At 64.0% G+C, this 26756-nt stretch carries 37 protein-coding genes; 5 read left to right on the top strand and 32 right to left on the bottom strand.

What is annotated here, in order from left to right:
* Positions 1 to 54 precede the first annotated feature (54 nt).
* Complete coding sequence (locus KUV49_RS19600) at positions 55 to 753, top strand: vWA domain-containing protein (protein ID WP_261391609.1); 699 nt, start codon at positions 55 to 57, stop codon at positions 751 to 753.
* Positions 754 to 1061: 308 nt separating this feature from the next.
* On the opposite strand, the gene rpmD is transcribed toward KUV49_RS19600, so the two are convergent.
* The 11 genes from rpmD to rpmC all read right to left on the bottom strand — a co-directional run bounded on the left by rpmD (position 1062) and on the right by rpmC (position 5399).
* Positions 1062 to 1250, bottom strand: a complete 189-nt coding sequence (gene rpmD, locus KUV49_RS19595) for a 50S ribosomal protein L30 (RefSeq protein ID WP_152493544.1) — start codon at positions 1248 to 1250, stop codon at positions 1062 to 1064.
* A gap of 3 nt (positions 1251 to 1253) precedes the next feature.
* A complete protein-coding gene (gene rpsE, locus KUV49_RS19590; RefSeq protein ID WP_057795007.1) occupies positions 1254 to 1829 on the bottom strand; it encodes a 30S ribosomal protein S5 in 576 nt (191 codons plus the stop codon).
* A 159-nt stretch (positions 1830 to 1988) separates the two neighbouring features.
* Positions 1989 to 2348, bottom strand: a complete 360-nt coding sequence (rplR, locus tag KUV49_RS19585) for a 50S ribosomal protein L18 (protein ID WP_057795005.1) — start codon at positions 2346 to 2348, stop codon at positions 1989 to 1991.
* Between the two features lie 12 nt (positions 2349 to 2360).
* Positions 2361 to 2894: a 50S ribosomal protein L6 gene (gene rplF, locus KUV49_RS19580; protein WP_152493545.1), complete on the bottom strand. Its 534-nt coding sequence runs from the start codon at positions 2892 to 2894 to the stop codon at positions 2361 to 2363.
* A gap of 13 nt (positions 2895 to 2907) precedes the next feature.
* Complete coding sequence (gene rpsH / locus KUV49_RS19575; RefSeq protein ID WP_222452595.1) at positions 2908 to 3300, bottom strand: 30S ribosomal protein S8; 393 nt, start codon at positions 3298 to 3300, stop codon at positions 2908 to 2910.
* A gap of 13 nt (positions 3301 to 3313) precedes the next feature.
* Positions 3314 to 3619 (bottom strand): 30S ribosomal protein S14, encoded by a 306-nt coding sequence (gene rpsN / locus KUV49_RS19570; RefSeq protein ID WP_152493547.1) that lies wholly within the window; start codon positions 3617 to 3619, stop codon positions 3314 to 3316.
* A gap of 18 nt (positions 3620 to 3637) precedes the next feature.
* On the bottom strand, positions 3638 to 4201 hold the full coding sequence (rplE, locus tag KUV49_RS19565) for a 50S ribosomal protein L5 (protein ID WP_152493548.1): 564 nt from the start codon (positions 4199 to 4201) through the stop codon (positions 3638 to 3640).
* Complete coding sequence (gene rplX, locus KUV49_RS19560) at positions 4194 to 4505, bottom strand: 50S ribosomal protein L24 (protein ID WP_057794992.1); 312 nt, start codon at positions 4503 to 4505, stop codon at positions 4194 to 4196. Before rplX ends, rplE begins: the two co-directional genes overlap by 8 nt.
* A gap of 1 nt (position 4506) precedes the next feature.
* Entirely contained in the window at positions 4507 to 4875 is a 369-nt protein-coding gene (gene rplN, locus KUV49_RS19555) for a 50S ribosomal protein L14 (protein WP_103762146.1), read from the bottom strand.
* Between the two features lie 80 nt (positions 4876 to 4955).
* On the bottom strand, positions 4956 to 5186 hold the full coding sequence (rpsQ, locus tag KUV49_RS19550) for a 30S ribosomal protein S17 (RefSeq protein ID WP_152493549.1): 231 nt from the start codon (positions 5184 to 5186) through the stop codon (positions 4956 to 4958).
* 12 nt (positions 5187 to 5198) lie between these two features.
* Entirely contained in the window at positions 5199 to 5399 is a 201-nt protein-coding gene (gene rpmC, locus KUV49_RS19545; RefSeq protein ID WP_152493550.1) for a 50S ribosomal protein L29, read from the bottom strand.
* Positions 5400 to 5706: 307 nt separating this feature from the next.
* On the opposite strand from rpmC, the gene KUV49_RS19540 reads away from it, so the two are divergent.
* Positions 5707 to 6147, top strand: a complete 441-nt coding sequence (locus KUV49_RS19540; RefSeq protein WP_222452594.1) for a GFA family protein — start codon at positions 5707 to 5709, stop codon at positions 6145 to 6147.
* Between the two features lie 140 nt (positions 6148 to 6287).
* Positions 6288 to 7268: a hypothetical protein gene (locus KUV49_RS19535; protein ID WP_222452593.1), complete on the top strand. Its 981-nt coding sequence runs from the start codon at positions 6288 to 6290 to the stop codon at positions 7266 to 7268.
* Positions 7269 to 7273: 5 nt separating this feature from the next.
* Here KUV49_RS19535 and KUV49_RS19530 read toward each other — a convergent pair whose 3' ends face one another.
* Complete coding sequence (locus tag KUV49_RS19530; RefSeq protein ID WP_222452592.1) at positions 7274 to 7894, bottom strand: 2OG-Fe(II) oxygenase family protein; 621 nt, start codon at positions 7892 to 7894, stop codon at positions 7274 to 7276.
* 89 nt (positions 7895 to 7983) lie between these two features.
* On the opposite strand from KUV49_RS19530, the gene KUV49_RS19525 reads away from it, so the two are divergent.
* Positions 7984 to 8691 carry a hypothetical protein gene (locus tag KUV49_RS19525; RefSeq protein ID WP_222452591.1) on the top strand — a complete coding sequence of 236 codons (708 nt, stop codon included), beginning with the start codon at positions 7984 to 7986 and terminating at the stop codon, positions 8689 to 8691.
* Positions 8692 to 8873: 182 nt separating this feature from the next.
* Here KUV49_RS19525 and rplP read toward each other — a convergent pair whose 3' ends face one another.
* The 14 genes from rplP to rpsL form a co-directional block, all read right to left on the bottom strand.
* Positions 8874 to 9287: a 50S ribosomal protein L16 gene (gene rplP / locus KUV49_RS19520; RefSeq protein WP_103762141.1), complete on the bottom strand. Its 414-nt coding sequence runs from the start codon at positions 9285 to 9287 to the stop codon at positions 8874 to 8876.
* Between the two features lie 13 nt (positions 9288 to 9300).
* Positions 9301 to 10011, bottom strand: a complete 711-nt coding sequence (gene rpsC, locus KUV49_RS19515) for a 30S ribosomal protein S3 (protein WP_103762140.1) — start codon at positions 10009 to 10011, stop codon at positions 9301 to 9303.
* Positions 10011 to 10391: a 50S ribosomal protein L22 gene (gene rplV / locus KUV49_RS19510; protein ID WP_152493556.1), complete on the bottom strand. Its 381-nt coding sequence runs from the start codon at positions 10389 to 10391 to the stop codon at positions 10011 to 10013. Before rplV ends, rpsC begins: the two co-directional genes overlap by 1 nt.
* A 3-nt stretch (positions 10392 to 10394) precedes the next feature.
* Positions 10395 to 10673, bottom strand: coding sequence for a 30S ribosomal protein S19 (gene rpsS / locus KUV49_RS19505; protein WP_057794973.1), 279 nt, complete (start codon positions 10671 to 10673; stop codon positions 10395 to 10397).
* Positions 10674 to 10676: 3 nt separating this feature from the next.
* Positions 10677 to 11519, bottom strand: a complete 843-nt coding sequence (gene rplB, locus KUV49_RS19500) for a 50S ribosomal protein L2 (RefSeq protein ID WP_222452934.1) — start codon at positions 11517 to 11519, stop codon at positions 10677 to 10679.
* A gap of 330 nt (positions 11520 to 11849) precedes the next feature.
* Positions 11850 to 12056 (bottom strand): cold-shock protein, encoded by a 207-nt coding sequence (locus KUV49_RS19495; RefSeq protein ID WP_057794967.1) that lies wholly within the window; start codon positions 12054 to 12056, stop codon positions 11850 to 11852.
* 284 nt (positions 12057 to 12340) lie between these two features.
* Entirely contained in the window at positions 12341 to 12637 is a 297-nt protein-coding gene (locus KUV49_RS19490; RefSeq protein ID WP_222452590.1) for a 50S ribosomal protein L23, read from the bottom strand.
* Complete coding sequence (gene rplD / locus KUV49_RS19485) at positions 12634 to 13251, bottom strand: 50S ribosomal protein L4 (protein WP_103762136.1); 618 nt, start codon at positions 13249 to 13251, stop codon at positions 12634 to 12636. Before rplD ends, KUV49_RS19490 begins: the two co-directional genes overlap by 4 nt.
* Positions 13248 to 14114 carry a 50S ribosomal protein L3 gene (rplC, locus tag KUV49_RS19480; RefSeq protein WP_152493559.1) on the bottom strand — a complete coding sequence of 289 codons (867 nt, stop codon included), beginning with the start codon at positions 14112 to 14114 and terminating at the stop codon, positions 13248 to 13250. The genes rplD and rplC overlap by 4 nt, the downstream gene beginning before the upstream one ends.
* A gap of 12 nt (positions 14115 to 14126) precedes the next feature.
* Complete coding sequence (rpsJ, locus tag KUV49_RS19475) at positions 14127 to 14435, bottom strand: 30S ribosomal protein S10 (RefSeq protein WP_057795293.1); 309 nt, start codon at positions 14433 to 14435, stop codon at positions 14127 to 14129.
* A gap of 161 nt (positions 14436 to 14596) precedes the next feature.
* Positions 14597 to 15772, bottom strand: coding sequence for an elongation factor Tu (tuf, locus tag KUV49_RS19470; protein ID WP_152497515.1), 1176 nt, complete (start codon positions 15770 to 15772; stop codon positions 14597 to 14599).
* A gap of 84 nt (positions 15773 to 15856) precedes the next feature.
* Complete coding sequence (gene fusA, locus KUV49_RS19465) at positions 15857 to 17980, bottom strand: elongation factor G (RefSeq protein WP_222452589.1); 2124 nt, start codon at positions 17978 to 17980, stop codon at positions 15857 to 15859.
* A 21-nt stretch (positions 17981 to 18001) separates the two neighbouring features.
* Positions 18002 to 18472 carry a 30S ribosomal protein S7 gene (gene rpsG / locus KUV49_RS19460; protein WP_057796812.1) on the bottom strand — a complete coding sequence of 157 codons (471 nt, stop codon included), beginning with the start codon at positions 18470 to 18472 and terminating at the stop codon, positions 18002 to 18004.
* Between the two features lie 12 nt (positions 18473 to 18484).
* A complete protein-coding gene (gene rpsL, locus KUV49_RS19455) occupies positions 18485 to 18856 on the bottom strand; it encodes a 30S ribosomal protein S12 (RefSeq protein ID WP_103762132.1) in 372 nt (123 codons plus the stop codon).
* A gap of 458 nt (positions 18857 to 19314) precedes the next feature.
* Between rpsL and KUV49_RS19450 the strand changes: the two genes are divergently transcribed.
* A complete protein-coding gene (locus KUV49_RS19450; protein WP_222452588.1) occupies positions 19315 to 20142 on the top strand; it encodes a glycosyltransferase in 828 nt (275 codons plus the stop codon).
* Here KUV49_RS19450 and KUV49_RS19445 read toward each other — a convergent pair.
* The 6 genes from KUV49_RS19445 to KUV49_RS19420 form a co-directional block, all read right to left on the bottom strand.
* Entirely contained in the window at positions 20075 to 20977 is a 903-nt protein-coding gene (locus KUV49_RS19445; RefSeq protein ID WP_222452587.1) for a DMT family transporter, read from the bottom strand. The two genes, KUV49_RS19450 and KUV49_RS19445, sit on opposite strands and share 68 nt — an antisense overlap.
* A gap of 47 nt (positions 20978 to 21024) precedes the next feature.
* Positions 21025 to 21294: a hypothetical protein gene (locus KUV49_RS19440; protein WP_222452586.1), complete on the bottom strand. Its 270-nt coding sequence runs from the start codon at positions 21292 to 21294 to the stop codon at positions 21025 to 21027.
* A 156-nt stretch (positions 21295 to 21450) separates the two neighbouring features.
* On the bottom strand, positions 21451 to 22242 hold the full coding sequence (locus KUV49_RS19435; RefSeq protein ID WP_222452585.1) for a 3'(2'),5'-bisphosphate nucleotidase CysQ: 792 nt from the start codon (positions 22240 to 22242) through the stop codon (positions 21451 to 21453).
* Positions 22229 to 23572, bottom strand: coding sequence for a TldD/PmbA family protein (locus KUV49_RS19430; protein WP_222452584.1), 1344 nt, complete (start codon positions 23570 to 23572; stop codon positions 22229 to 22231). The genes KUV49_RS19435 and KUV49_RS19430 overlap by 14 nt, the downstream gene beginning before the upstream one ends.
* 103 nt (positions 23573 to 23675) lie before the next feature.
* Positions 23676 to 25199, bottom strand: coding sequence for a DUF2125 domain-containing protein (locus KUV49_RS19425; protein ID WP_222452583.1), 1524 nt, complete (start codon positions 25197 to 25199; stop codon positions 23676 to 23678).
* A 4-nt stretch (positions 25200 to 25203) separates the two neighbouring features.
* The gene (locus tag KUV49_RS19420) at positions 25204 to 26727 is read right to left on the bottom strand and encodes a DUF2125 domain-containing protein (protein WP_222452582.1); all 1524 of its coding nucleotides are present in this window, start codon (positions 26725 to 26727) and stop codon (positions 25204 to 25206) included.
* Between the last annotated feature and the right edge of the window lie 29 nt (positions 26728 to 26756).

Below are 26756 nucleotides of genomic sequence, written 5' to 3'. Positions count from 1 at the left end.
CTCCTCAAAAGGGTCAGGCTTGATTTCGAACCCGCCTCGATATCTCATCTGAATATGAAACGCGCCCTGCTGACAACGTTAACCGTACTGGCCTCTGCGCTGCCGGTGGCGCCGCGTGCCGTGGCGCAGGAGTGCAGCCGCGACGCGATGTTGGTTTTCGACGGCTCGGCCTCCATGGCCGAGCTCGGGTTCGACCAGACCGCCCCCACCCGGATCGAGGACGCCCGCACCGCCCTGCGCCGCGCCCTGCCGGATATCGCGCCGGTGCGCCGCGTGGGCCTCTTGACCTACGGCCCCGGCCCCGAAGGCTCTTGCGACGGCATCAACCTAAAATTTCCGCCCGTCGCGGACGCCGCCCAACCCATCATCGACGCCATCGACCTGATGGACCCGATCGGCCTCACCCCCCTGACCGAGGCCGTGGCCGAGGCCGCCCGCGTGCTGAACCATCGCACCACGCCGGGCATCATCGTGCTGGTGACAGACGGCAACGAAACCTGCGGCGGCCGTCCCTGTGCTTTGGGGGCCGAGCTCGCCACCACCTCCGCCAATCTCACGGTCCATGTGATCGGCTTCCGCGTCGTGGCCGACCCTTTCGCCTGGGACAGCCCCGAGGCCGGGATCTATACCGATGGCTCCTCCATCGCCCGCTGCATCTCCGACCAGACCGGCGGCATGTACGTGGCGACCGACACGGTGGACGAGTTGACCGAGGCACTGCGCCAGACCCTGGGATGCGCGCTGATCGGCTAGCCGGGACCGCAGCGTTAACAGTTCCGCAAGCCCGCTGGTGTTTCAATCTCCCGGAAAAGCGTAATCGGGTCCGAACGCCCCCCTGACCGCGCTTTCGGAAACTTCAAAAGTTTCCGCTCCGTTTTCTTTTCAAGAAAACGGTTCCGCGCACCAAGGCGCAAAATAACGACACCCGTTAACCTTTGCTCAACAAAGATTAACAGTGCCGAAACGAAAACACCCCGGCCATCTCTGACCGGGGCGTCAATCTCGTAGGGTGGGGTTACACCCCACCGGGCTCGTAGAGTGGGTGAAAACCCACCGTGGCCTCAACCCTTTTCTTCAACGATCTCCACGAGGTGCGGGATCTTGTTGATCATGCCACGGACCGACGGCGTGTCTTCCAGCTCGCGGGTCTTGTGCATCTTGTTCAGGCCCAGGCCGATCAGCGTCTTGCGCTGGATCTCGGGGCGGCGGATGGGGCTTCCCACCTGCTTGACGACGATGGTCTTTGCCATGGTTTACGCCTCCTCTGCGACGTGGGACGACTCGGCCGGAGCCTCGTCACGCTTGGGCAGGATGTCGGCGACCTTCTTGCCGCGACGCTGCGCGACCATGCGCGGGCTGCTTTCCTTCTGCAGGCCGTTCAGGGTGGCGCGGATCATGTTGTAGGGGTTCTGCGAGCCCGTGGACTTCGCAACGACGTCCTGCACGCCCAGCATCTCGAACACGGCACGCATCGGACCACCGGCGATGATGCCGGTACCCGTGGGCGCGGTGCGCATGACGACCTTGCCGGCACCCCAGCGGCCTTCCATGTCGTGGTGCAGCGTGCGGCCTTCGCGAAGCGGCACGCGGATCATCTGGCGCTTGGCCTGCTCGGTGGCCTTGCGGATGGCCTCGGGGACCTCCTTGGCCTTGCCCTTGCCGAACCCGACACGGCCCTTCTGGTCGCCCACGACGACGAGCGCGGCAAAGCCGAAGCGCTTACCACCCTTGACGGTTTTCGAAACACGGTTGATCGCGACAAGGCGATCGGCGAATTCCGGGGTTTCGTCGCGATCGCGACCCCCACGGCGGTTGTCATCTCTTGCCATACTCGGCGTCCTTTCATGGCGGGCATCTGCCCGTTGATGTCTCAATCCAAGTCCGCCCAACGGGCGTCCGGATCATCGAGGCGGATCACCCGCCTGCAACGTAAGGGTGGGTCGAAGCCCCACCCCGCGCAGGCCGCGCAGGGTGGGATTTCATCCCACCTAGATCTTCAGGCCACCCTCGCGGGCGGCATCGGCCAGCGCCTTGATCCGGCCGTGGTAGAGGAATCCACCACGATCGAACTGCGCTTCGGTCACGCCTGCCTTCTTGGCGCGTTCCGCGATGGTCGCGCCGATCTTGGCGGCGGCTTCCAACGTGTTCTTGCCGACAAAGCCCAGATCCTTTTCCAGGGTCGAGGCCGAGGCCAGGGTCGTGCCGTTCACGTCGTCGATCAGCTGCACGCTCATGTTCTTGGACGAACGGTGCACCGAAAGACGGGGACGGCCCGCATTGACCTTGCGAAGTTTGCTCCGGACGCGCATGCGGCGTTTCTGGAACAGTTGTCTCTTGCTGTTTGCCATTTTCTCGCGTCCTTACTTCTTCTTGCCTTCCTTCTGGAAGATGTACTCGTCCTTGTAGCGGATGCCCTTGCCCTTGTAGGGCTCGGGGCGCCGCCAGTCGCGGATATTGGCCGCGACCTGTCCGACGAGCTGCTTGTCATGGCCTTCCACGATCAATTCCGTGGGCTTGGGCGCCGTGACAGTCACACCTTCCGGAACCTGGAAATCCACGTCGTGGCTCAGGCCGAGGTTCAGCTTCAGGATGTTGCCCTGCACCTGGGCACGATAGCCCACGCCGCGGATCTCGAGCTCTTGCTTGAAGGGCTCGCGCGAGCCGTGCACGAGGTTCGCGACGATGGTGCGGGTCATGCCCCACTGCTGACGCGCGCGCTTGGACTTGCCGCGCGGCGTCACGGTGATGGCGCCGTCGCCCACTTCGATCGACACGTCGTCGGTCGCGGTGAAGCTCTTGGTCGCCTTGGGGCCTTTGACCTCGATGGTCTGACCCGACACGCTGGCGGTGACGCCATCGGGCAGGGCCACGGGTTGTTTACCGATACGAGACATTACAGGGGCCTCCTTAGAATACCGTGCAAAGCACTTCGCCGCCAACGTTCTGGCTGCGCGCGTTCGCGTCCGACATCACACCCTTGGAGGTGGAGACAATCGACACGCCCAGGCCCTGACGGACGCTGGGGATGTCATCGACGCCCATGTAAACCCGGCGGCCGGGCTTGGAGACCCGCTTCATCTCGCGGATCACGGGGGCGCCTTCGAAATACTTCAGGCTCACTTCGATGGCCGGGTGGCCACGCTCGTCCGTCGTGTCCTCGAACCCGCGGATGTAGCCTTCGTCGGCCAGCACTTCCAGAACGCGCACGCGCATCTTGGAGGCGGGGACCATGACGGTGGATTTGCCACGCATACCCGCGTTGCGCAGGCGGGTGAGCATATCGCCGATAGGATCGTTCATCTCATATCCCTCCTTACCAGCTCGACTTGACCATACCGGGCAGCTGACCCGACGAACCAAGGTCGCGCAGGGCGATCCGGCTGATCTTCAGCTTGCGGTAATAGGCATGCGGCCGGCCGGTCAGCTGGCAGCGGTTATGAAGGCGGGTGGCCGAGCTGTTGCGCGGCAGTTGCGCCAGTTTCAGGGAGGCCCGGAAGCGTTCTTCCATCGGCTTTTCCTGGTCGTTGATGATCGCTTTCAAAGACGCCCGCTTGGCAGCGTATTGCTTCACCAGGCGCTGACGCTTCTTCTCGCGTTCGATCATTGCTTTCTTAGCCATGTTTCAAATTCCTCGCGATTAGCTGGTGAAAGGCATGTTGAAATGCTTCAACAGCGCCTTGGCTTCAGCGTCGGTCGGCGCCGTGGTTGCGATGATGACGTCGATCCCCCAGACTTCGTCGACCTTGTCGAAGTTGATTTCGGGGAAAACGATGTGCTCCTTGATGCCCATGGCATAGTTGCCGCGGCCATCGAACGACTTGCCCGACACACCGCGGAAGTCGCGGATCCGCGGCATGGCCACGGTGATCAGACGGTCGAGGAATTCGTACATGCGGTTGCCGCGCAGGGTCACCTTGGCGCCCAGCGGCATGCCTTCACGAACACGGAAGCCGGCGATCGAGTTCTTGGCCGACGTAATCACGGCATGCTGGCCGGCGATGGTGCTGAGGTCTTCCTGGGCCGACTTGGCCTTCTTGGAATCCTTCACCGCCTCGGCACCGCAGCCGATGTTCAGGACGATCTTGTCCAGGCGCGGGATCTGCATGTCGTTGGTATAGCCGAACTCTTCCTTCAGCGCCGCCTTGATCGTGTCGCGGAACTGCTGGCGCAGACGCGGGGTGTAATTTTCAGTATCAAGCATCGATCACGTCCCCCGTGGTCTTGGCGTAACGCACCTTCTTGTCGCCTTCCATCTTGAAGCCGACGCGGGTGGGTTTGCCGTTGGCGTCGACAAAGGCCAGGTTGCTGATGTCGATCGGCAGCGCCTTGGGCAGGCGTCCGCCCTGGCTTTGCTGGCTCTGGCGGGTGTGGCGGATGGCCATGTTCACACCGTCGACCACGGCCTTGCCGGCCTTGGGATCGACCGACGTGATCGTGCCTTCCTTGCCCTTGTCCTTGCCGGACAGGACGACGACCTTGTCGCCTTTTTTCAGTTTGGCAGCCATGTCACAGCACCTCCGGGGCGAGCGAGATGATCTTCATGAAGTTCTTCGCGCGAAGTTCACGAACCACCGGCCCGAAGATACGCGTGCCCACCGGCTCACCTGCGTTGTTCAGGATCACGGCGGCGTTGCGGTCAAAGCGGATGGCGGTGCCGTCTTCACGGCGGATCTCTTTGGCGGTGCGCACGACGACGGCCTTGCGGACGTCACCTTTCTTCACGCGGCCGCGCGGGATGGCTTCCTTCACCGAGACGACGATGATGTCGCCCACGGACGCATATTTGCGCTTGGAACCACCCAGGACCTTGATGCACTGCACCCGGCGTGCGCCGGAGTTGTCAGCAACATCCAGATTGGTCTGCATCTGGATCATTAGGTTTCTCCCGACCTAAGGGGTCAGCCTGTCCGGCGTGTTGGCCCCATGGTTTCGATCAAACCGAAAGGTTCTGTGGCTTACGCCTCCAAAACCTCCCAGCGTTTCGTTTTCGATTTCGGCGCGCATTCGATGATGCGAACTTGGTCGCCGACCTTGAAAGCGTTCTTCTCATCGTGAGCCCGGTATTTCTTGGACTTACGAATGGTCTTCTGCAGCACCGGGTGCTTGAAGCGACGCTCGACCGAAACGGTGACGGTCTGGGCGTTTGCGTCGGAGGTCACGACGCCTTGCAGGATACGCTTGGGCATTCGAGGCTCTCCTTATTCAGCAGCCGAGGCGGCTTTTTCGTTCAGCACGGTCTTGATCCGCGCCACATCGCGACGGACCGAACGGATCCGCGCAGGGTTTTCCAGCGACCCGGTCGCTGCCTGAAAGCGCAGGTTGAACTGCTCTTTCTTCAGGTTGGACAGCTCCTCGCGAAGCTGGTCCGGCGTCTTGTCACGCAATTCGGTGGCGTTCATGGCCATCGTCCCTTCTCAAAACACCGGCCGGCCCCTGCTCGATGGCTCAGGGTCACACGGTTTCCCCGGTGGATGAATGTCAAAAACGAATCCCCGCGAAACGCGGGGACCCGTGGATTGGGGCCGTATAAGGGAGGTCCGGGATCAGGGCAAGGGAAAGTTTGCAGAAAACCCGGACAGCGCACCGCCAGGGCGGCCGAAGCCCTGCCGCGCCACCAATGTCTATCTTGCCAGACCCCGCCCCGCCCGCGTGAGATGGGCGCCGGGTGTGCCCTGTGCGCGCCCATAAACAAAGGAGGAGAACCCCATGTCCAGCCCGTATTCCGGAGGCTGCGATCACGTCAAGGTGACCGCCACCGCCGAACCCATCGACAATCACGAGTGCCACTGCAACGTCTGCAAGAACGTCACCGGCCAGCACACGACCCACGTGGCCTTCTTCAACCATGACGACCTCAAGGCCGAAGGCGGCGAGATGAAGCGCCAGCCCTTCAACGCCGACAACCCCGACGGCCCGCTCGAGCTCTGCACCTGCGCCGATTGCGGCGCCGCGCTGATGCTGGACGACAAGCAGAAACGTATCCGCGTGGCCGTGCCCAACGTCATGGGCTACAACGACGCCGCCTTCCCCGATGCGACGTATCATGCGTTCTGGGACGAAAGCAAAGGCTACGCCAAGCCGGACGATGGCCGCCCGGTCTACGAGGGCCTGCGCCCCGACTTCAGCTGGCCACAGCCTGCCGCCTGACGCCCTGGCCCCGTCGGAAAAACCGGCGGGGCACAGCATGGGTCATGATGAAACAGTCAATTTCCCGCATTTCTTTTGCCCGCAGGGAACAACCTGCTATCCAATAGGCGTATAGTTGAATTGCCGGGGGGCGCGTTTCAATGTTGACCATAGCACTTCTTTCACTCCTGGGTATTGGCGCGACCGCCTTCCTGATCGATGAATTCGTCGACGACGACAGTGACTCCGGCACGGCGCCCGAAGAGGACACACCCGACATCGCCGACCCGGAAGAAGAAGACCCGGACACGCCGGATACAGGCGACCAGCCCGACGACATCCTGACCGAAGCCGGTTTCACCGTCGAGGAAGAACCGCGCGGTGACCTGCGGCCCTTCATAAACCTGATCGGCACCGAAGGCGACGACACGATCGAAGATGTGCATGTCGATGCGGCCGCGGAAACCGGCACGGGCGTGCTGCAGGTTCTGGCCGGTGACGGCGACGATCTCGCCCGGTTCGACCGCGATTTCCTCAACATTCAGGGCGAGGACGGCAACGACACGATCAGTAACGAAGGCGAATACGGCTCTATCATGGGCGGCGCCGGTGACGACGTGTTGAGCGGCGTGAACAGCTATGAGCTCATCGGTGGCGCAGGCGATGACGACATCACGGTGCATCGCAGCCCAGTGGACAACACCAGTATCGTCGAGGGCGGAGATGGCGACGATACGATCACCCACATCAGCGACATCGAGTATTACAGCGAAGGCGGCGGCGCGATCCTGAGAGGCGGCGACGGCGCGGATTCCTTCACGCTCGATTTCAACGGGCCGACCGGCGAGTCCCCGGGCTTTGGCGGCGCTCCCTTTGAGGATACGGATGAAGTCGTCCGCATGGACGACTTTGATCCAGCCGAGGACGAGCTGGTCATCGATCTGACCGACATCGATTCCGATACCCTGATCCGCGGCGTCGAAGCCGAAGACGCCGAAGATGGAAATCAAACGGAGCTGCGACTGCTATTCACCAAGGATGGAGAGGATTTCTCCCGCAGCATCGTCCTGGGCCGGGCTGCGGTGGGCACCGATGTCTTGTCCTACATCACAGTGCTGGAGCCACCCGCGCCGGTGGTCTGACGCACCTACCCCCAGGCGTAGTTGAAACTCACGCTGATCCGTTCCTCTTCGGACAGGTTCATCGGCACCTCGTGGCGCAGCCAGCTTTCCCAGAGCAGCACATCGCCCACACTGGGCTTGGCATAGATGAAGGTTCGCAATTCTTCCCGCGCGTCCTTCTTGCGCCCCGGCGCCGCCATCATCCGGGCCGAGCGCGGATCCTCCAGCTTCAGCGCGCTGGCGCCATCCGGCATCGCCACGTAGGTCGTCCCGGAAATCACCGAATGCGGATGCAGATGCGATGAATGCGTGCCGCCTTCGGGCAGGATGTTGATCCAGATATCCTCCAGCTTCAGTTCCCGCCCGTCCAGGTCGAATTCCAGGTCTTCGGCAAAAGCCGCCACATGCGCATCCAGCGATTTGACGAGGTCCGCGAAAATCGGAAACCGCCACGGCAGGTCGGTCAGCGAGGCATAGGAGGTATAGCCCGGATACCCGTTTTCCTCGCACCACTCCTGCCCCGCCTCGTCATCCTCGGCAATGGCATAGCACGACGCCTCCATTTCATCCGGGTCAATGCGGGGGCCATGCTCCGACAGGGCGGCACGGTAAAGGCGGGTCACGAAGAGGGATTTGATATCAGCCATGCCCCGCGTCTTACCGCGCGATAGGCCGAAGGCAAGGATTTCTTAATGCCTGTGCCGCATAACGCCCCCAGCACCGGAAGGGGGCAAGCATGATCCGAACCATCGCGGCGTCCGGCCTCTGCCTCGGCCTTGGCCTTGCCGCCCCCGTTACGGCGGACCCGGCCACCGGCAGCCTCTTCGCCGCGCGTCAGCCGCTTTTCTCGATGCAAACGGAATCCCGTGACGCCATATCCTCCGCCAGCCTCTTCGTGGACAGGGCCGAGGGCGGTCTCTTCGCCGCCCTGCCCGGCCGCCTCGACGCGCCCCTGCGCCACGGCGGCACCAAGGCCGCCCGCCTGCGCGACCTCATCGCCCGGGCGGAGGCCGGGCGCGCGGGCTATGACGCGGTCCAGCACGGCGCACGGGTGAAACCACCCCGCCGCCCCACCGACATGACCCTTCAGGACATCTACGACTGGATCGAGGCCACCCCCGGCCAGCCCCACGCCATCGGGCGCTACCAGTTCATCCCGCCCACGCTGCGCCACTCCGCCGCGCGCCTCGACCTGCCCGCCAGCACCCGGTTCAGCCCCGCGGTGCAGGACCGGCTTGCCGACCTGCTGCTGGGGGACGCAGGCCTGATGAAGGTCAAGACGGGCGAGATGAGCGTCGACACCTTCATGCTGAACCTCGCCAGGATCTGGGCCGGCCTGCCGATCCCTTCGGGCCGCAGCTATTACCACGGGGTCGCCGGCAACAAGGCGACGATGACGTACGAGGCCTACGCGCGGCAGGTGCGGGGGATATTGGGTGGCTGACATCGCACCGCTCCACCCGTCCCGGGCCTGACCCGGGACCTCCCGTAGGGTGGGTGAAAACCCACGCGCATCCGGGCAAAGGAAAACCCCCGCCGATTTCTCGACGGGGGGTCTCTATTCTTTACCGGGGTGCGGCCGCAATTGACTGCGTCAATTGCTTTCCCGCACTTGTGAGGATTGGATTACCAATCCTCACGCACCACGACGCGGGTCTTGACCGGCAGTTTCATCGCCGCGAGGCGCAGGGCCTCCATGGCAACTGCCTCGCCGACGCCGTCGATCTCGAACATCACGCGGCCGGGCTTGACCTTGCAGGCCCAGAAATCGACCGAGCCTTTACCTTTACCCATCCGAACTTCGACGGGTTTCGAGGTCACGGGCGTGTCCGGGAAGATCCGGATCCAGACGCGGCCCTGACGCTTCATGTGACGCGTCATGGCACGGCGTGCCGCTTCGATCTGACGGGCGGTCACGCGCTCGGGCGTGGTCGCTTTCAGGCCGTAAGTGCCAAAGTTCAGATCAGAGCCGCCCTTGGCCTCGCCCTTGATCCGGCCCTTGAACATCTTGCGGAATTTAGTGCGCTTTGGTTGAAGCATTTCTCATCCCTCCTCAGCGGCGGCCGCCACCAGCACCACGAGGTGCCGGGCCGTCCTGAAGTTCCTGCGCCTTGCGATCCCGGGCCGCCGGATCATGTTCCATGATCTCGCCCTTGAAGATCCAGACCTTGATGCCGATGATCCCGTAAGGCGTGCTGGCCTCGATATTGGCGTAATCGATGTCGGCACGCAGCGTGTGCAGCGGAACCCGGCCCTCGCGGTACCATTCGGTCCGTGCGATCTCGGCACCGCCCAGGCGGCCCGCGACGTTGACCCGGATGCCCAGGGCCCCCATGCGCATGGCGTTCTGCACGGCACGTTTCATCGCGCGGCGGAACGACACACGACGCTCCAGCTGCTGGGCGATGCTCTCACCCACCAGGGCCGCGTCCAGTTCCGGCTTGCGGACCTCGACGATGTTGAGGTGCAGTTCGCTGTCGGTCATCGCCGCCAGCTTCTTGCGCAGGGTCTCGATATCGGCGCCTTTCTTGCCGATGATCACGCCGGGGCGCGCGGTGTGCACCGTAACGCGGCACTTCTTGTGCGGACGTTCGATGATCACGCGGCTGATGCCGGCCTGCTTGCACTCTTTCTTGATGAAATCACGGATCGCGATGTCTTCCAGCAGAAGATCACCGTAATCCTTGGTGTCGGCGTACCAGCGGCTGTCCCAGGTGCGGTTCACCTGCAGGCGCATGCCGATCGGATTGACTTTGTTACCCATTAGGCTTGCTCCTCGACTTCACGCACCTTGATGGTGATCTCCGAAAACGGCTTCATGATCCGGCCGAACCGGCCACGGGCGCGCGGACGACCGCGTTTCATCACGAGGTTCTTGCCCACATAGGCCTCTGCCACGATCAGGTCGTCGACATCGAGGTTGTGGTTGTTCTCGGCGTTGGCCACGGCGGACTGAAGGCATTTCTTCACGTCCTGTGCGATCCGCTTCTTCGAGAAGGTCAGATCGTTCAGCGCCTTGTCCACCTTCTTGCCACGGATCAGCGCGGCCACCAGGTTGAGTTTCTGCGGGCTGGTGCGAAGCATGCGCAGTTTTGCCATCGCTTCGTTGTCAGCCACGCGGCGGGGGTTCTTTTCCTTGCCCATGACTTACTTCCGCTTCGCTTTTTTGTCGGCGGCGTGCCCGTAATAGGTACGGGTCGGCGCGTATTCACCGAATTTCTGACCGATCATATCTTCCGACACGTTGACGGGGATATGCTTGTGACCATTGTACACGCCAAACGTCAGGCCCACGAACTGGGGCAGGATCGTCGAACGGCGCGACCAGATCTTGATGACTTCGTTGCGCCCCGACTCGCGCGATGCTTCGGCTTTTTTCAGCACGTAGGCATCGACGAAGGGGCCTTTCCATACAGAGCGGCTCATGTGTTAACGGCCCTTCTTCCTGGCGTGACGCGAGCGGATGATCAGCTTCTGCGACGCCTTGTTCTTGTTACGGGTGCGCGCACCCTTCGTCGGCTTGCCCCAGGGCGTCACCGGGTGACGACCACCCGAGGTGCGGCCCTCGCCACCACCATGGGGGTGGTCGATCGGGTTCATGACCACGCCGCGCACTGACGGGCGAATGCCCTTGTGACGCATGCGGCCGGCCTTGCCGTAGTTCTGGTTGCTGTTGTCGGGGTTGCTGACGGCACCGACGGTCGCCATGCACTCCTGGCGCACCATGCGCAGCTCGCCCGAGCTCAGACGGATCTGGGCATAGCCACCGTCGCGGCCCACGAACTGGGCGTAGGTGCCGGCGGCACGTGCGATCTGGCCGCCCTTGCCTGGCTTCAGCTCGATGTTGTGAACGATCGTGCCGATCGGCATACCCTGGAACGGCATCGCGTTGCCGGGCTTGATGTCGGCCTTCGGCGACGCAACGACGCTGTCACCCACGGCCAGGCGCTGCGGCGCCAGGATGTAGGCTTGCTCGCCATCTTCGTATTTGATCAGCGCGATAAAGGCCGTCCGGTTCGGGTCGTATTCGATCCGCTCGACGGTTGCGGCCACGTCGACCTTGTTGCGTTTGAAATCAACGATCCGGTAAAGGCGTTTGGCGCCACCCCCGCGACGACGCGAGGTAATCCGCCCGGTGTTGTTCCGGCCGCCCGATTTCGTCAGACCCTCGGTGAGGGCTTTGACGGGACGTCCTTTCCACAGCTCCGAACGGTCGATCAGCACCAGCCCGCGCTGGCCCGGCGTCGTCGGCTTGTACGACTTGAGTGCCATGCTTTCTGTCTTCCGTTTAGCAAACGGCGAAACCGGAATATCCAGCTCCACCTATGTAGGGTGGGTTTCAAATCCACCATGGTTATAGGCCCCCTTAGGTGCCCGGTTCAGGTGCGGTCTGGGCCTCGTTTCCACGAGATCCCGGATCAGGTCCGGGACGGCGCCCACGCCGCAACGGCAAAGCCCCGGACGAATCCGGGGCCTTGCGGATGGGGTCGTTTACGAAAGACCACCCTTGCGGTCAAGCCTTTCTGCCAAAGAAAAACCCCGGCCACACCTGCGCCCGGGGTTCTCGAACTTCAAAGGCCGGCGGCGAAGCCGCCAGTCGCCTTATGCCAGCGCGATGTTGACGGCGCTTTCGCGTCCGTCACGGCCGGATTCCAAGTCATAGGTGACCTTCTGATCGTCGGCCAGGCCGGTCAGGCCCGAACGCTCGACGGCCGAGATGTGTACGAAAACGTCCTTGCCGCCCGATTCCGGTGCGATAAAGCCGTAGCCTTTGGTGGTGTTGAACCATTTCACGGTGCCGTTGGCCATATTCCCGTGTCTCCTTTAGATGTTGCTGCCCGCAGTATGCGGCAGCTTGGCGGCGTCATGACAAGATCGAAAGCCAGTCGCCGTAAAGGAGAAAGGGTCGATAGGTAGTAACGTGCACCGCCCATATGGGCGTTCAGGTGATTCCCGTCAATGAAAATTAGCGGGGGCTCCCTCGCAGCCGTTGATTTCGGGCGACAAAATGCCGGCTCGCGCCAAAAGAAAAACCCCCGCCGATCTCTCGACGGGGGCCAATCTCGTAGGGTGGGGTTTCACCCCACCATGGCTCAAAGCCCGGTCGTCACGTCGATCGTGTTGCCCTCTTCGAGCGTCACGTAGGCTTTCTTGACGTCCTTGCGGCGGCCCATGATGCCACGGAACCGCTTCTGCTTGCCCTTGGTGATGGACGTGTTGACCGCTTTCACCTTCACACCGAAGAGCGCCTCGACGGCCTCCTTGATCTGGGGTTTCGCGGCGTCCATGGCCACCTCGAAGACAACCGCGTTCGCTTCCGACGCCATCGTGGCCTTCTCGGTGATCACCGGCTTGCGGATCACATCGTAATGTTCGGGTTTCGCGCTCATTTCAACCGAGCCTCCAGTGCTTCGACACCCGCCTTGGTCAGCACGAGCGTGTCGCGCTTGAGGATGTCGTATACGTTCGCGCCCATGCTGGGCAGCACGTCCAGACCGTCGATGTTGGCCGCGGCGCGGGCAAAGCCCTCGTTCACCTCGGCGCCGTCGATGATCAGCGCGCGCTTCCAGCCCAGGTCCTTGACCTGCTTGGCCAGTTCCTTGGTCTTGGCGGCACCTTCGGCGGCCTCGATGACCACCAGCTCACCCGCCTTGGCTTTCGCCGACAGCGCGTGCTTCAGGCCCAGCTGGCGCACCTTCTTGGGCAGGTCATGCGCGTGGCTGCGCGGAACCGGACCCTTGTAGATACCACCCTTGCGGAAGATCGGCGCGTTGCGGTCACCGTGGCGTGCGCCGCCGGTGCCCTTCTGGCGATAGATCTTCTTGGTCGAGTAGCTGGTCTCGGACCGGGTCTTGACCTTGTGGGTGCCCTGCTGCGCCTTGTTGCGCTGCCAGCGGACGACACGGTGCAGGATGTCGGCACGCGGGTCGAGATCGAAGATCTCGCCCGAGAGCTCGACCGAACCGGCCTTGCCGCCGTCGAGTTTGATCACGTCGAGTTTCATTCCTCACCGTCCTTCTTCTCTTCGCCGGCATCATCGGACTTGTCAGCCTCGATATCGGCTTCGGCCTCTTTCAGCGCGGCGGCTTCCTGGGCTGCCTGCTCTTCGGCCAGACGCTGTGCTTCGGCCTCGGCCTCGGCGGCGGCGGCTGCTGCGGCTTCTTCCGCGGCTTTCTCCGCTTCGGCGGCGGCCGATTTCAGAGCGGCGGGCAGGATGGCGCTTTCAGGGAACGGCTTCTTGACCGCGTCCTTGATCGTCACCCAGCCACCCTTGGAGCCGGGAACCGCGCCCTTGACCATGATCAGGCCACGGTCGGCGTCGGTTTTCACCACTTGCAGGTTCTGCGTCGTCACGCGGGCGGCGCCCATGTGACCGGCCATCTTCTTGCCCTTGAACACCTTGCCGGGGTCCTGACACTGGCCGGTGGAACCGTGCGAGCGGTGGCTGATCGACACACCGTGGCTGGCCCGCAGGCCGCCGAAGTTGTGCCGTTTCATCGCACCGGCAAAGCCCTTACCGATCGAGGTGCCGGAAACGTCCACGAACTGACCTTCGAAATAGTGGTTCGCGGTGATTTCCTCGCCCACGTCGATCATGTTCTCGGGCGCCACGCGGAATTCCGCGACCTTGCGCTTGGGTTCCACCTTGGCGACGGCGAAATGGCCACGCATGGCTTTCGACGTGCGTTTCGCCTTGGCGGTCCCTGCACCCAGCTGAACAGCGGCATAGCCGTGCTCTTCGGGCGTGCGTTGGGCGACGACCTGCAGTTTGTCCAGTTGAAGAACGGTCACAGGGATCTGCTTGCCGTCTTCCATGAAAAGCCGGGTCATGCCGACTTTCTTTGCGATTACACCAGAGCGCAACATGTCCTGCCCTCCTTAAACCGAGATCTGCACGTCCACGCCGGCAGCCAGGTCGAGCTTCATCAGCGCGTCGACGGTCTGGGGCGTGGGATCAACGATGTCCAAGAGACGCTTGTGCGTCCGGATCTCGAACTGATCGCGCGATTTCTTGTTCACGTGGGGGCCACGCAGAACGGTGAACTTCTCGATCTTGTTCGGCAGCGGGATGGGCCCGCGCACGTCTGCGCCGGTCCGCTTGGCGGTGTTGACGATCTCCTGCGTGCTGGCGTCCAGCACGCGGTAGTCGAACGCCTTCAGGCGGATACGGATGTTTTGGCTTTGAATGGCCATTTTTCTTATCCCTAACAGGGTTCCAGCGGAGAGGAAGAGAGGCGGAATTGCCGCCCTTCGTCGCGCCCAAAGTGGGGCGGGTGCCGACACAAGGTCAGCACCCGGAAAGTCTGGATCATCCCGGACCGCGGCCCGGGATGACGCGTCGCGTCAGATCACTCGAGGATCTTGGACACCACGCCGGCGCCGACCGTGCGGCCGCCTTCGCGGATGGCAAAGCGCAGGCCGTCTTCCATCGCGATCGGCGCGATCAGCTCGACCTCGAACTTCAGGTTGTCGCCCGGCATCACCATCTCGGTGCCCGACGGCAGCGTCACCGTGCCCGTCACGTCCGTCGTGCGGAAGTAGAACTGCGGACGGTAGTTGGCGAAGAACGGCGTGTGACGGCCACCCTCTTCCTTGGTCAGGATATACGCCTCGGCCTCGAACTTGGTGTGCGGGTTCACGGACCCCGGCTTGCACAGCACCTGGCCGCGCTCCACGCCGTCACGCTCGATACCGCGCAGCAGCAGACCAACGTTGTCGCCGGCCTCGCCCTGGTCCAGAAGCTTGCGGAACATCTCGACGCCCGTGCAGGTCGTCTTCTTGTTCTTGTTCAGGCCCACGATCTCCATCTCTTCGCCGACCTTGATCAGGCCACGCTCGATCCGGCCAGTGGCAACCGTGCCGCGGCCCGAGATCGAGAACACGTCCTCGACCGGCATCAGGAACGGCTGGTCCACGGCGCGCTCGGGCGTCGGGATGTAGTCGTCGACCGCCGCCATCAGCTCGCGGATCTTGTTCTCGCCGATCTCCGGGTCACGCCCTTCCATCGCCGCAAGCGCCGAGCCCGCGATGATCGGAATGTCGTCGCCGGGGAACTCGTAGGACGACAGCAGCTCGCGCACTTCCATCTCCACCAGTTCCAGCAGCTCCTCGTCGTCGACCTGGTCGACCTTGTTGAGGAACACCACCAGCGCGGGCACGCCCACCTGGCGCGCCAGCAGGATGTGCTCGCGGGTCTGCGGCATCGGGCCGTCGGCCGCGTTCACCACCAGGATCGCGCCGTCCATCTGCGCCGCACCCGTGATCATGTTCTTCACGTAGTCGGCGTGGCCGGGGCAGTCCACGTGGGCGTAGTGACGGTTCTCGGTCTCGTATTCCACGTGCGCCGTCGAGATCGTGATCCCGCGCGCTTTCTCTTCCGGCGCACCGTCGATCTGGTCATACGCGCGGAAATCGCCGAAATACTTCGTGATCGCCGCCGTCAGCGTCGTCTTGCCGTGGTCAACGTGACCAACGGTCCCGATGTTCACGTGCGGTTTCGAACGGTCAAACTTTTCCTTTGCCATGATGGCCTCCTGTTCTTTTGCGGATGGTGGGTTTTCACCCACCCTACGGTGATGGGTAGGGCGGGGTTCACCCCGCCACCCGGGTTATGCGTATTTCGCCTGGATCTCTTCCGAGATGTTCGACGGAACGGGTTCGTAATGCGAGAACTGCATGGTGAACTGGGCGCGGCCCGACGACATCGAACGCAGCGTGTTGATGTAGCCGAACATGTTGGCCAGCGGCACGTTCGCGGCGATCGCGATGGCGTTGCCGCGCGGCTCCTGGCCCGACACCTGGCCCCGACGCGAGGTCAGGTCGCCGATCACGTTGCCGGTGTACTCTTCCGGCGAGATCACTTCGACCTTCATGACGGGTTCCAGCAGTTTCGCACCGGCCTTGCGCAGACCTTCGCGCATGCCCATCCGTGCCGCGATCTCGAACGCCATCACGGACGAGTCCACGTCGTGGAACTTGCCGTCGATCAGTGCGACCTTGAAGTCGATCACGGGGAAGCCGGCCAGCGGGCCGCTGTCCATCACGCTCTCGATGCCCTTCTCGACGCCGGGGATGTATTCCTTCGGCACGGCACCACCAACGATGCGGCTCTCGAACGAGTAGCCTTCGCCCGGCTCGGTCGGCGAGATGATCAGCTTCACTTCGGCGAACTGGCCCGAGCCACCCGACTGTTTCTTGTGGGTGTAGGTGTGTTCGATCTCGTGGCTGATGGTCTCACGATAGGCCACCTGCGGCGCACCGATATTGGCTTCGACCTTGAACTCGCGCTTCAGGCGATCGACCAGGATGTCGAGGTGAAGTTCGCCCATGCCCTTCATGATGGTCTGACCGCTCTCGATGTCGGTCTCGACGCGGAAGGACGGGTCCTCGGCGGCCAGACGGGCCAGACCCTGGCTCATCTTCTCCTGGTCGTTCTTGGTCTTCGGCTCGACCGCGATCTCGATCACCGGATCGGGGAAGGTCATGGTCTCCAGAACCACCTGCTCTTTGGGGTCGCACAGCGTGTCGCCCGTGGTGGTGTCCTTCAGACCGGCCAGCGCGATGATGTCGCCGGCGAATGCCTCTTCGATCTCTTCGCGGTTGTTCGAGTGCATCATCATCATGCGGCCGATGCGCTCTTTCTTGCCCTTGGTCGAGTTCTGGACGGTGTCGCCCTTGTTCAGCACGCCCGAGTAGATGCGCGTGAAGGTCAGCGAGCCGACGAACGGGTCGTTCATGATCTTGAACGCCAGGCCCGAGAACGGCATGGAATCGTCCGCACGGCGGGCGATGTTGCGGGTCTCGGTCTCGTCATCGGGGGCAAAGCCCATGTAATCGACAACGTCGAGCGGGCTCGGAAGATAGTCGACAACCGCGTTCAGCAGCGGCTGCACACCCTTGTTCTTGAACGCGGAACCGCCCAGAACCGGCACGAAGCTCAGCGACAGCGTGCCCTTGCGGATCAGCGTCCGCAGGGTCGGCACGTCGGGCTCGTTGCCTTCCAGGTATTCCATCATCGCGTCGTCGTCCATTTCGACGGCGTTCTCGATCAGCTTGGCACGCCAGTCGTCGGCCAGCTGCTTGAGGTCGTCGCGGATGGGCTGACGGGTCCAGGACGCGCCCAAGTCTTCACCTTTCCAGGTCCACTCTTCCATGGTCACCAGGTCGATGATGCCTTCCAGCTCGTTCTCGGCACCGATCGGCATGGCGATCGGAACGGCTTTCGCGCCGGTCCGGGCCTCGATCATCTCGACGCAGTTGAAGAAGTCGGCACCGATCTTGTCCATCTTGTTGACGAACACGATGCGCGGCACCTTATAGCGGTCGGCCTGGCGCCAGACGGTCTCGGTCTGGGGCTCGACGCCCGCGTTGGCGTCCAGAACGCAGATGGCGCCGTCAAGCACGGCCAGCGAACGCTCGACTTCGATGGTGAAGTCGACGTGGCCGGGCGTGTCGATGATGTTCATCCGGAACTTGGTGTCGTCGGTGCCCTCTTTCGTCGGGTCTTCCTGCCACTGCCAGAAGGTGGTGGTGGCCGCCGACGTGATGGTGATGCCGCGTTCCTGCTCCTGCTCCATCCAGTCCATCGTGGCCGCACCATCGTGCACCTCGCCGATGTTGTGGGACTTGCCGGTGTAAAACAGGATCCGTTCCGAGCAGGTGGTCTTGCCTGCGTCGATATGGGCCATGATGCCGAAGTTGCGGTAGCGTTCGAGCGGATAATCGCGTGCCATGATGCAAATGCCTCTAGGGTTTTACCAGCGGTAATGGCTGAAGGCTTTGTTCGCCTCGGCCATCTTGTGGGTGTCTTCACGTTTCTTGACGGCGGTCCCGCGCGAGTTCACGGCATCCAGAAGCTCGCCGGCAAGGCGCTCTTCCATGGTGTTCTCGTTGCGGCCACGGCAGGCGGTGATCAGCCAGCGGATCGCCAGCGCCTCGCGGCGCTCGGGACGAACCTCGACCGGAACCTGGTAGGTGGCACCACCGACACGGCGCGAGCGGACCTCGACCGACGGTTTGATGTTGTCCAGCGCTTCGTGGAAGATCTCCACGGGGGCGCGCTTGACCTTGTCTTCGACGCGATCCAGCGCGTTGTAGACGATTTTCTCCGCGACCGACTTCTTGCCGTCGATCATCAGGTTGTTCATGAACTTGGTCAGAACCCGGTCGCCATACTTGGCGTCGGGCAGGATTTCACGTTTTTCAGCGGCGTGACGACGAGACATCTGAAATTCCTCTTACTTGGGACGCTTGGCGCCGTATTTCGAACGACGCTGCTTGCGGTCCTTGACGCCTTGGGTATCAAGCACACCGCGCAGGATGTGGTAACGCACACCGGGAAGGTCTTTCACACGGCCGCCACGGATCAGGACCACCGAGTGTTCCTGCAGGTTGTGGCTTTCGCCGGGGATATAGCTGATGACCTCGAAGCCATTGGTCAGGCGCACCTTGGCAACCTTCCGCATGGCCGAGTTCGGCTTCTTGGGCGTGGTGGTGTAGACGCGCGTGCAAACGCCGCGCTTCTGCGGGCACCCTTGCAGGTGCATCGACTTCTGGCTTCTTGTTTTCGGCTGCCGCGGCTTGCGGATCAGCTGTTGGATCGTTGGCATAGGGTCTCTTTCCCGTCTTTCAACACATGTGTTTGCACCGGGTCACCCCCGCGCGGTTTCAGTTCTTTTCCGCACATCACGCGTCCGCAATGCGCAAATACCGCAATCGTTTCCATTCCGAGGTAAACGACGCGGCGGGTTCCCAGAGGATCGGGGCACTCAAACGGCCCGGATCTTGTCCACTAGAATTTTGAGTTCGACAGGCGGGGCGACCCCCGACGTCGAGATGAGCGGCGTATAGGGGGAGTCGGGACGCCTGTCAACAGCCCCATCCGCCCGAGCCCGCGAAGCGGCAGATCCCGGGCAAAAAGGCCCAAATGCACAGGTCGGAACCCGCCACCCCGCCGCCGGAACGCGTTGACACCCAAGAGCCGTTCGGGCAACCCCGGTTTCCCGCTTGCCCGCCTCATGCGCATTTGCAACCATGCGGCCAACAGGTCTCGAAGGTGCCCCGCCCCATGCGCGCAATCGGTATATGCCGCTTCTCCTATCCCGCGCTTGGCGGCTTCAAGCGCATGCACGATACGGTCGAGGAACGCGAAGCCTATCTCTATGCCCCCGAGCGGATGGAATTGCGCTTCCGGCATTTCGAAACACTCACCCTGCCCTCCATAGCGGCGCAAAAGGACAAGCGCTTCACCTTCATCGTCCTCACCGGAGAGCGGATGCCCAGGCCTTTCTGGGACCGGCTCAACGACATCTGCGCCCCGGTCGAGGCCATCAAGATCGTCACCGCCGAACCGATGAAGCACCGCACGGCCATGCAACTGGCCATCCAGCACGAGCTTGCACAGGGCGACGACGATATGTCCCTCCAGTTCCGGCTCGACGATGACGACGCCGTGGGCATCAACTTCATCCGCGGCATCCGCCGCACCGCGCGGCTGGCCGGCAAACTCAGCGCCGGGTGGCGCAACATGGTGATCGAGTATTCCCGCGGCTACTCCGTCAAGCTGACGCCCGACGGCATCCTGGCGCGGGAAATCCAGGGACAGTTCCTGGCCTGCGGTCTGGCCGTGCTCTTCCGCCCCGGCGACCCCAGGACGGTGATGAACTACGGCCATCACAAGCTGCATCACACCATGCCGACCCTGATCGAGCCCGAGACCCACATGTACCTGCGCGCCCTGCACGACGACAACGACAGCTCTGCGCGCACCTCCACCAAGGGCCTCGCCCCCCTCACCGACGACCAGCGCGCCTTCTTCAAGGAACGGTTCAATGTCGACGAGGCGGCTGTGCAAGCGGCCTTTTCCGCCCCAGCTGAGATTCCCGGTAAAGCGTGAACAACCCGCTGCCGACCACGATCGCAGCGCCCAGCAAGGTCAGCGTTGCGGGCCACTCGCCAAACACCACGAAGCCCAGCAGCATCGCCCACAGCAGGCCGGTATAGCGGAACGGGGCGATGAAACTGATCTCGCCCACCCGCATCACCATGATGGAAAACAGATACCCGCCGATGATGAGCAGCGAGGCGGTCCCCACCAGCCCGGCCTCTCGTATTCCCATCGGCGCCCAGTCCACGCCGAGGCTCAAGAGCCCGAAGATCGTCATCGTCGCGATGGATGTCAGCAACGTCACGAACATCGACGGCGTGTCCTTCGACAGCCGCCGCGTCGACAGGTCCCGCACCGTGACGCAGCCCACCGCCAGAAGCGCGTAAACCGCATAGAAGTTGAAGTCGTCGGTCCCGGGCCGCACGATCATCAGCACGCCCGCAAAGCCCACAAGGATCGCCACCATCCGCCGCCAGCCCACCGGCTCGCGCAGGAACAGCGCGGCGGCCAGCGTGATGGTCAGCGGCAGCGCCTGCAAGATCGCCGTCACGTTGGCCAGCGGCATGTTGAAGAGCGCGGTCAGAAAGAAATAGGCCGCGCCCACCTCGGCCGCCGTGCGCAGCGCCATCAACCCCCAGTCCCGGCGCGGCAGGCGGGCGCGCAACGCGCCCATGCGCCAGGCGATTACGGCCACCAGGACGGTCGTGATCAACCCCCGCAGCAGCAGCAACTGGAACAGCGGCACGTCCCCCGCCATCGCCTTCATCGCGGTGTCGTTGAACGTGAAGCACGCCATCGACGCCATCATCAGCAAGGCGCCGGTCAGGTTGTCGGAACGGGTCATGCCCCGGCTCTAGACCGGCGCCGCAGCCGGTACAAGCGCCAAGCGCGTCAGCCCGCCAGCATCAGGATCATCGCCAGGTTCGGCAGAACCGCCACGAAGGTGACAAGCGCGTATGTCGCGAAGGTCACGATCTTGCCCAACCGGGTCTCTTTCCGCGTGGCCCCTTCAAGGCTGTAGGCCATGGCCATCACCGCGTACCCGCTGGCCTCCCGCCTGCGCCGCTCCGTCCGCAACTCTGCCATGCTGCGCTCGAAGATCTCCCTCTGACGCAGATATTCCGCACTGCGCGCATCCTGTTCTATCGTCTGACCGTCCATATCCCGTCTCCCTTCTGGAAACGGTTATCTAGGCGGGGCTGCGCGCGCTTCTACCGCCCCGGACAAGACGCGCCAATCTGTCGCTCGAACCCGCGTTTCACCGTTCCGGAAATACTCCAACAAACCAAACCTGCGCGGCGCAGCCGCACAATCGGATCAGATCGCGGCCCCGGGCGCCAGCGCCTGCAACAGCGCGCCATGCACCGCCGGGTTCGCGGCCAGAACCCCGTCCAGCTTGGGCATCGGGTTGTTGAACCGCAGCGGCCGCCCGGTACGGTCCGACGTGACCGCGCCCGCCTCCCGCAGGATCAAATCCCCCGCGGCGATATCCCACTCCCAAGCGCCGCGCAGGGTCATCATCGCGTCAAACCGCCCCTCGGCCACCAGCGCCAGCCGATAGGCCAGCGACGGGCGAAACCCGCGATCCATCGCGGGCGGCTGGCCGGCCCGCCAGTGGCGCGCGTCGAAATTCGGTTTCGCCGCCAACATGCTGCCGCCGTCCAGTACCGCCGCATCGCTTACAGCCAGGCGGTCGCCGTTCAGCGTCGCCCCCTGCCCGGCGCCGGCGGCATACATCATGTCGCGCATCGGCAGGTAGACCACGCCCGCCACCACCTCGCCCCGCTCGACCACCGCCAGGGCATGCGCCCAGGTCCGCGTGCCTTCGATGAAACTGCGCGTGCCGTCGATGGGGTCGACGATGAAAACCCGCTCGCGCGACAGCCGCTCTGGCGTGTCGGCACTTTCCTCCGAAAGCCAGCCATAGTCGGGCCGCGCCCCGCGCAGATGCTCGAACAGCACCTCGTTCACCGCCAGGTCGGCCTCGGTCACCGGCCCTGCACCCCCCGGCTTGTCCCAGACCCGCGCCTCGGGCCCGGTATAGCGGCAGGCCACCTCGCCCGCCGACCGCGCCGCCGCGATCAGAAGATCCAGCTCAGTTGCCGGCAAGGGTCAGTCCTTCGACCAGCAGCGACGGCACGACACGCGACTTCCATGGCCGCGCATCATTGGCCGGGACGATCCCGCGCAGCATTTCCGGCAGGCTGCCCGCGATGGTGCATTCGTTCACCGGAAAGGCGATCTCGCCGTTCTCGATCCAGAACCCCGAGGCCCCGCGCGAATAATCGCCGGTGTTGGGGTTGATCGTCGAGCCGATCATCGACGTCACCAGCAGGCCCGTGCCCATCTCGGCCATCAGGTCCTCGCGGCTCTTGTCGCCCTGCGTCAGAGCCACGTTGGTCGACAGCGGCGACGGCACCGAGGACGGCGCCCGCCTGGCATGCCCCGTGGACGGCAGTCCCAGCTTGCGCCCCGTGGAAAGGTCCAGGATCCACGATTTCAGCACCCCGTTCTCGACCAGGGCACGCTTTGCCACCGGCAGGCCCTCGGCATCGAACGGCTGCGAGCCAAGCGCGCGGGAGCGCAGCGGATCGTCGATCAGCGACAGCGCCTCGGGCAGCACGGGCTCGCCCATCCGGTTCATCAGCCACGACGCCCCCCGCGACACCGATCCGCCGTTGATCGCAGACAGAAGGTGCCCGATCAGCGTCGACGCCACGCGCTCGTCGAACAGCACCGGATAGGAGCCGGTATAGGGCTTCTTCGCGTCCAGCATCGACGCGGCGCGTTCCCCCGCCCGCGTCCCTATCTCCTCGGGCGTCCGCAGGTCGGCGGCGAACACGCGCGTGTCCGCGTCATAGTCGCGCTGCATCCCCGTGCCCTGCCCGGCAATGGCCACCGCGCTCAGGCTGCGGGCGCTGCTGGTGAACCCGCCGGAAAACCCGTTGGTGGCCGCCATATGCATCCGCTCGACCTCGTGATCGGCCGCGGCCTGCACCTGGCTCACGCCCGTGACGCCCATCGCCGCCGCCTCCAGCGCAAGCGCCGCCTCCTGCATGTCGGGCGCCGCGGGTTCGGGCCCGGGATCGTGCAGCTCCAGCGCCGCCACATCCCAGTCCCGCGCCAGTTGCTCGGGCGCGGCAAGCCCGGCATAGGCGTCTTCGGGCGCTTCACGGGCCATCGCCACCGCGCGTTCCGCCAGCATCGCCAGCGTGTCCTCGCGCGTGTCCGACGCGCCGACACAGGCCTGCCGCTGGCCGATGAAAACCCGCAGCCCGACCTCGATACTTTCAGACCGCTCCGCCTGTTCCAGCGTGCCCGCCCGGACATTGATGCTCTGGGCGCGCGTTTCCACCGCCACGGCATCCGCCGCCTCGGCCCCGGCCTTGCGGGCGGCAGAGAGCAGCGCTTCGGTCAGGGTCTGGGGGTCGAGAGGCATGAAGTTCTCCTGGTCAGGCATCGCAAGGCGCGGCGCGGCGTCGGGGATCGGCACGGGTTCGATGTACTGCGACGCCGGAACAGGCGCAAGGCAAGCCCCCCGTTCAGCGCATCCGCTGCCCGTTCACCAGAACCTGGCCGTCGGCAGTGATCTCGACCTCCGAACGGGCGGTTTCGTCCTGCCCCTCGACGGGGCGCGTGAACATCCCCAGCATCATCCGCGCCGACATCGCATCCTCGGTCGTCAGCACCTTTGCCGACACCAGCCTGTCAAGCAGCGCCTGCGCCCCGGTCACGTCGAAGACGGCACGACCTTCTGTCGCCGGAAACCCGTCCAGCGTCTCATAATCCATGTGATCGAAGCGGAACGCGCCGCTGCCCGTCACCTCGGCTTCGGGCAAGCGCAGCCCCAGCGACCGAAGGTCGAGCGTTTCGACAAAGAACGGCGGGGCGCCGTCGAACGCGGCACTCATCGCGTCCAGGTCGAACAGGGTTTCCACCAGGATCATCTCACCGCCCAGGTCGACCGCTACATCCGCGGCCTGGCGCGGAAAATTCTCGGCCATGAAGAACTGCGCCCAGCTCTCTTCGGACATGGTCAGCCCGTCCAGTTCGAACCGCAGCGCGAAGTCCTGCGGGGCGACGTCCCGCAATACCGGCAGGACCAGGTCCAGCAGAACCCGCGACGCCTCGACATCGAAATGCACACCGAGCGTTTCGTCGGTCAGCTGCATCGCCGTCCGCTGCGCACCGGAAACGATGCGCAGCCCCTCCTGATCCAGCGCGAAGTCGCCCTCGATCTCGCTCCAGTCGGTCTGGCTGGTGGCAATCAGCGCGCCGTTCAGCCAATCCTTGTCGCTGTCGATCCCGCGCTCGGCAGACATTGTATGCCGAAACGCCATGCCGTCCGCCGCCTGCTCGGACAGGCTCTGCAGGACCGGACCTTCCGGCGGCAGGCGCAGTTCGGTCACGGTCTCCACCGCGTGCCGGTCCAGCGCGCCCTCCAGGCCCTCGGCGGTGGTCTCGTCCCCATAGCCGTATTCGACCAGAACCTGCTCGGCCTCGCCCCGGCGCGTGAAGTCCAGCCAGCCATCGCCGATATCGCTCGTCTGCGTGATGTCGAATCCCGATTGCAGATAGCGGTACGCGGCGGGATAGGGCGTTCCGAACAGACCGAACTCGGTCAGGGCGATCTCGAAGCTTTGCCCCCGCCAGCGCGTTTCGATGCCGGCCTCCGTCTCACGCATCCGCACGGTGACATCCTCCATCCGCCACGCGAACGCACCGGAGGAGGTGAACCCTGCCGCGCCGTCATCGGCGTTGGACATGCTGAACGGCATCGCCTCGGACACGGGCAACCGAACGTCGATCTCCGGACCGTCCGGCACGAAACGCGGGCCGGGCAGTTGCAGGTTCACATCCAGCGCCGTGCCCGGAACCCGCAGGGTCAGAAAGATCGGCCCGACCGCCAGCGCCGCGCCGTCCCGCTTCGTGTCGGCCTGCCACTCAAGGCCCAGCGCCTCGAACTGCGTGGTCCAGACATCCCAGGCCGCCTCGACGGTCAGGTCCGCCAGCGCGACCTGCGGCGCCGAAAGCGCCGCGGCCAGCAGTATCGGGCGCAGGGTCATCCGCTCAGCGGATCCGCTGGCCGTTGGCCAGAACCTGCCCGTCCTCGGTCACCTCGATGGTCGAGTTGATCACGTCCTCACCCTCGCCCGGCGTGCCGAACATGCCCATCATCATCCGGGTCCCCATCGCCTGTTCTTCGGGCAAAAGGCCCATCGCCACCAGCGTGTCCAGCAATCCGTTGGCGCCGGTCACCTGCAGGTCGACGCTGCCCGACGGGGCCGGCATGCCCGGGAAGGTCTCGTGATCCTCGTTGTCGATCTCGAAGGCGCCCTCGCCCGTGACCTGCGCGCCCACAGCGTTCAGCAGGAAGTCATTCAGCGTCACGCTCTCGAAGCGACCCAGGGACTCCTCGTCCGGGCCGACCTCCATCATCCGCATGATATCCAGCGGCTCGCGCGTCAGCGCCGCATCGCCCGACATGTCCACCACCAGCGTCATCGGATCCCGCGGCAGTTGCGTCTCCGGATCGAAGAGCGCCCAGATCTCCTCGGCCATCGTCAGGTCCTCGAGCGTCATCCGCAGCGCGACCGGCACCGCGCCGTCCGTCTCGGTGACCGGCAGGTTCAAGTGACCCTCGCTGCGCGCGATCTGGCCGGCGATGGGAAACGGCAGTTCCGACGGCATCAGCAACTCGAACGCAAAATCGGTGTAGGCACCGGCCAGCGAGACGCCGTCAGCCCCGAGCGTCAGGTCGTTGCGATCCATCATGTAGCTGGTGGTCTGGCGCATCTCGACCTCCTCGGCGGTCGTGACCGTCGTGCCCTCGACCTGCATGCCGCCGGTCTTCGCCACCATCTTCAACCCCGCCCGCAGCGCATCGTCGAGGTTCAGCAGGTCCACCTGGCCCGCCGGAATGGCCAGCTCCAGTTCCGAAGTGCCGCCCGTCATCGTCTGCCGCCCCTCGGATCCCGCTCCGGTGGCATCGGAAAACGAAGTGTCGAACTGCATGCTGTCCGAGGTGGTCGACAGCGCCACTGTCACGATATCGCCCTCGGTGATCTCGTAGCGGCTTGTCCCGCTGACGCTGCCGCTGACCGCGATGTCGAATTCCTCGTCTTCGTTCTCTACCGAAAAATCGCTCAGCGAGAACCGCGCCCCGTCAAAAGCGCCCTCGTAGACCACCTGCCCCGGCGTGCCCGTGGCGATGGTCGGCGTGTCGAACCCCTCGTAGACCACGGTTGCGGAAAACACCTCGCCCTCTTCGGGCGTCGAAAACGCGACCTGCATCTCCATCGCGTCGGAATACCGCAACGCCACGCTGCCGTCGCCCTGCTCGGTCAGGGTCATGCCGTTGGTCGTCAACCGTGCCTCGCCAAGATCCAGCGGCAGGGCATAGGTCATCACCATGCTGTCGATGCGCACCGTGTCGCCGTCGCGCACCGGCTCTGCGGTCACCTCGAAGCCGAATGCGCGGGCCGGGGCCAGCATGTTGGTCACCACGTCGTCGGCGGTCACGTCGGCCTGCGCCGCGGCGGGCAGCCATGCGGCGGCACCAAGGAAAACGGGAACTATACGGATGGCATGCATCGCATCACCTTTCATCAAACGGTAAGGAT

The sequence above is a fragment of the Roseovarius atlanticus genome, assembly GCF_019802205.1.
GTDB classification, from domain to species: domain Bacteria; phylum Pseudomonadota; class Alphaproteobacteria; order Rhodobacterales; family Rhodobacteraceae; genus Roseovarius; species Roseovarius atlanticus_A.
The sequence above is the reverse complement of the archived record's forward strand: the minus strand, read 5'-3'. Positions and strand labels throughout refer to the sequence as shown.